At 65.1% G+C, this 2,873-nt stretch carries 2 protein-coding genes; both read right to left on the reverse strand.

Annotated elements, in window-relative coordinates; genetic code table 11:
* Positions 1 to 31 precede the first annotated feature (31 nt).
* Complete coding sequence (locus JSV65_02105) at positions 32 to 1,483, reverse strand: glycosyl hydrolase (GenBank protein ID UCH35166.1); 1,452 nt, start codon at positions 1,481 to 1,483, stop codon at positions 32 to 34.
* A 507-nt stretch (positions 1,484 to 1,990) separates the two neighbouring features.
* On the reverse strand, positions 1,991 to 2,873 hold an 883-nt coding region (locus tag JSV65_02110; protein UCH35167.1), incomplete at its 5' end, for a right-handed parallel beta-helix repeat-containing protein.

Genomic DNA, 2,873 nt, shown 5'->3' on the forward strand with positions numbered 1-2,873 from the left:
GGCATGGCCGCTGCAGAGATTCGCGCGCAGGTCACTGCGGCCAGCAGAATGTGGCGACGGACTGGGCAGGCATGCTCGCCTCGAACGCGCGGTCGCCGCAGATGACGTTGAACGCCGTCGGTGTCGCCGCCTGGTTGACGACGACGAGCACGATCTCGCCATCGGGATTGACGAACGCCACGTTGGCGAATTCCCTCGTGCCCTCGGTTGACCCGATGCGCACCGCGCCGCGCTTGATGAACTTCATGAACTGCCCGTAGGTGTAATACTCGAAGTGATAGTCCACGCCGGAGCCGTCGCGGCGGGGCTGGATGCAGGTGCGCGTCGTCCTGAACGGGCCGTTGTTGGGGTTGCCGTCGTAGTCTATCATGATGACCCACGCGTTGTAGCTGCGGCACCAATTGCGGAACAGGCTCACGATTCGCATTGCGCCGCGCACCCCCGGCGCGGAGCCCTCCGTGAAGTAGATGTGCTTGTCCGGGAACTCGTCGTGGAAGCCGGTGAGCGCATCGGGCGACCCCGCGTAGGCGTGGAAACCCGCGCCGTCCACGTATTGCGCCGCCCCGGGGTCGCCGAGGATATTCCGCGGATACCACAAGTTGTTGATGTTGTGGTCGTAGCACCAGATCCTGGCGGCGATGCCGTGCTGCTTTAACGCCGGGCCGAGGTGCTGCGTGATGAAGTCGGCTTCATTGCGCCCCATCGCCTCGAAGTCCACGGGCCAGAAGTTGTCCTCGTCAACGATCAATGACCACTGGCAGGACGGGTACCAATCGCGCGCGGGATAGTTGCGCGTGTTGACGCCGGGCTCGTTTTGCGGCGTGACGGCGTAGATGGGGATGCCCTCGGCGGCGTAGGCCTGGATGAACCTAACGAAGTACCTGGCGTAGGCGCCGTAGTACTGCGGCAGGAGGTGTCCGCCGATCATGTCGTCGGTGCTGGTCATCCAGCCGGGCGGGCTCCACGGCGATGCGTAGAAGAGAAGATCCGGGTTCTTCTCGAGCGCCTTCCTCAGGACGGGGAGCACGTAGGCCTTGTCCTTCTCGATCGAGAAGTGTTCGAGTTTCTCGTCCGTTTTCCCCGGCGGCATGTCGTCGTAGGAATACCAGGGCTCACCGGTGAAGTCGGGGGTGCCGATGCAAATGCGCATCAGGTTCATGCCGATGCCGTTCACGGGATCCACGATGCGCTCGATGACCTCGTCCATTTTCTCCGGCCCGAGTTGGGACAGGTTGTAGCACGTCGTGTGCTCCAACGACGCCCCGAGCCCGAGGATGGATTGGTAGGTCTGCTGGGGCGCGACCTCAATCACCGGGCGCGCGGCAGGGATTGCGCCTTTGTCCACAAGCGGCAGCGGGTCGCCGGGTGCGAGCGTATGCTTCATGTCCTGCGAACTGACCCACACCCGGGCCACCTCGCCCCTCGCAGCGCCCGCCGCGCACGACAGCGCGAGAATAATGGCGAACGTGATGGTCAGGTTCATCGCTCGGCTCCTTGGCTTGATGCGACCTACCCGCCGCCGATGCGGGCGGGTCCGACGGTGGTGTTTCACGCGCCGCGCGTTCGAATCCGAGGGGCATTTCCGTGCGCCGGCATGACTTGCCTGCCGGGAGGAGTATGCAGCAGCCGCCTTTCGACTTCCCGCTGCCGGCGCGACGCGGCGGGCCGTTGTGCCCGGCAGGTGAAATGAGGCACGCCCCGCGCGGGGACACAGCGGCGCTGAACAGGCTGTTGGGTAACTGGTGCTACGGTACCGAGATTCCACGCTTTGCGCCTCGCCCCCGCCGCCGCTGGCCCCGACATGTCGGGGCTCCGGAGCGGCGCGGGGCGCCGCACAGCTAAGGCGGGCAAGCACGCTCGGCGCTACGCTCTGAATGACAGTTTCCGGGCCGGTGAAGCGCGAACCAGCGAATGGCGCAACAACCGCTGAAGCGCCGCACTCCATATCAGTAAGACCGCGCGCGCGGGAGGAAAGAAGCAGCGGTGTGTGTCAGTCCGATCCCTTGACGACGAGGGTGACGCCCTGCTGTTTCCTGCCGAGGTCGTGCTTGACGCCGTGAGGATTTGCCACGGTGATAGTTCCCGTGATGTCGGCGATGCCGAAATCGCTCTCGGTTTCCTCGAACGTGATTGCCGGGCGGTCGTGGTCGTCCTCGACGACGCAGTCCACGAAATCTATGCCGCCGAATCTCGCGGCGAACTTCGGCCCGGGCAGGTGCAGCCAGACCGGCGCCCAGGCGCCCGCATAACCGCGGTTGTTGGCCGCGTTCCTCACTGCGCAGTTGACGAACCTGACGCGGGCGCGGTCGGCGGACTTGTCCTGCACCTTGATGCCGTAGCCCTCGGTGCTATCGACGACGCAGTCCACAAACTCGATGAGGCCGCCGGGCCCCGCGTCGCCGATCTTGGTGACGCGGATGCCGGCCCCCCATTTGCTGGTGACGCGGCAGTTGTCGAAGCGGATCGAGACGTCGCCCGAATCGGCGGTCAGGTTGGCGAGGAACACCTCGATTCCGTCGCCGTAATTATCCTCGAACGAGCAGTTGCGAAAGACGACGTCGCGGATTCTCTCGTCCGCGGAGTCCGGCTCGATGTCCACGCCGGAGGAGGGCGGCGTGCCCCACGTGTTGCGGAAGACGCAGTCCTCCACGAGCAGGCCGTCAACGCTGATGACGCTGATGCCCTGGCGGTAGTTGTTGTCGCAGACGACCTCCTTGATGTGGATGTCCTCGCAATAGGCGCGTTCGCCGCCGCGACCGACGATGATGCCGTCGCCGCCGCTGTCGCGCAGGGTCAGGCCGTAGACCTTGACGTTGGTGCAGCCTACGATCCGCAGCGGCATGCGCCACTCCGCCTTCTCATACTGGCCGAAC

Source organism: Armatimonadota bacterium, assembly GCA_020354555.1.
Taxonomy (GTDB): Bacteria; Armatimonadota; Hebobacteria.

What these genes read in the sequence shown, in the direction of transcription:
- JSV65_02105 (UCH35166.1), bottom strand. Translation starts at nt 1,483, where the DNA reads ATGAACCTGACCATCACGTTCGCCATTATTCTCGCGCTGTCGTGCGCG.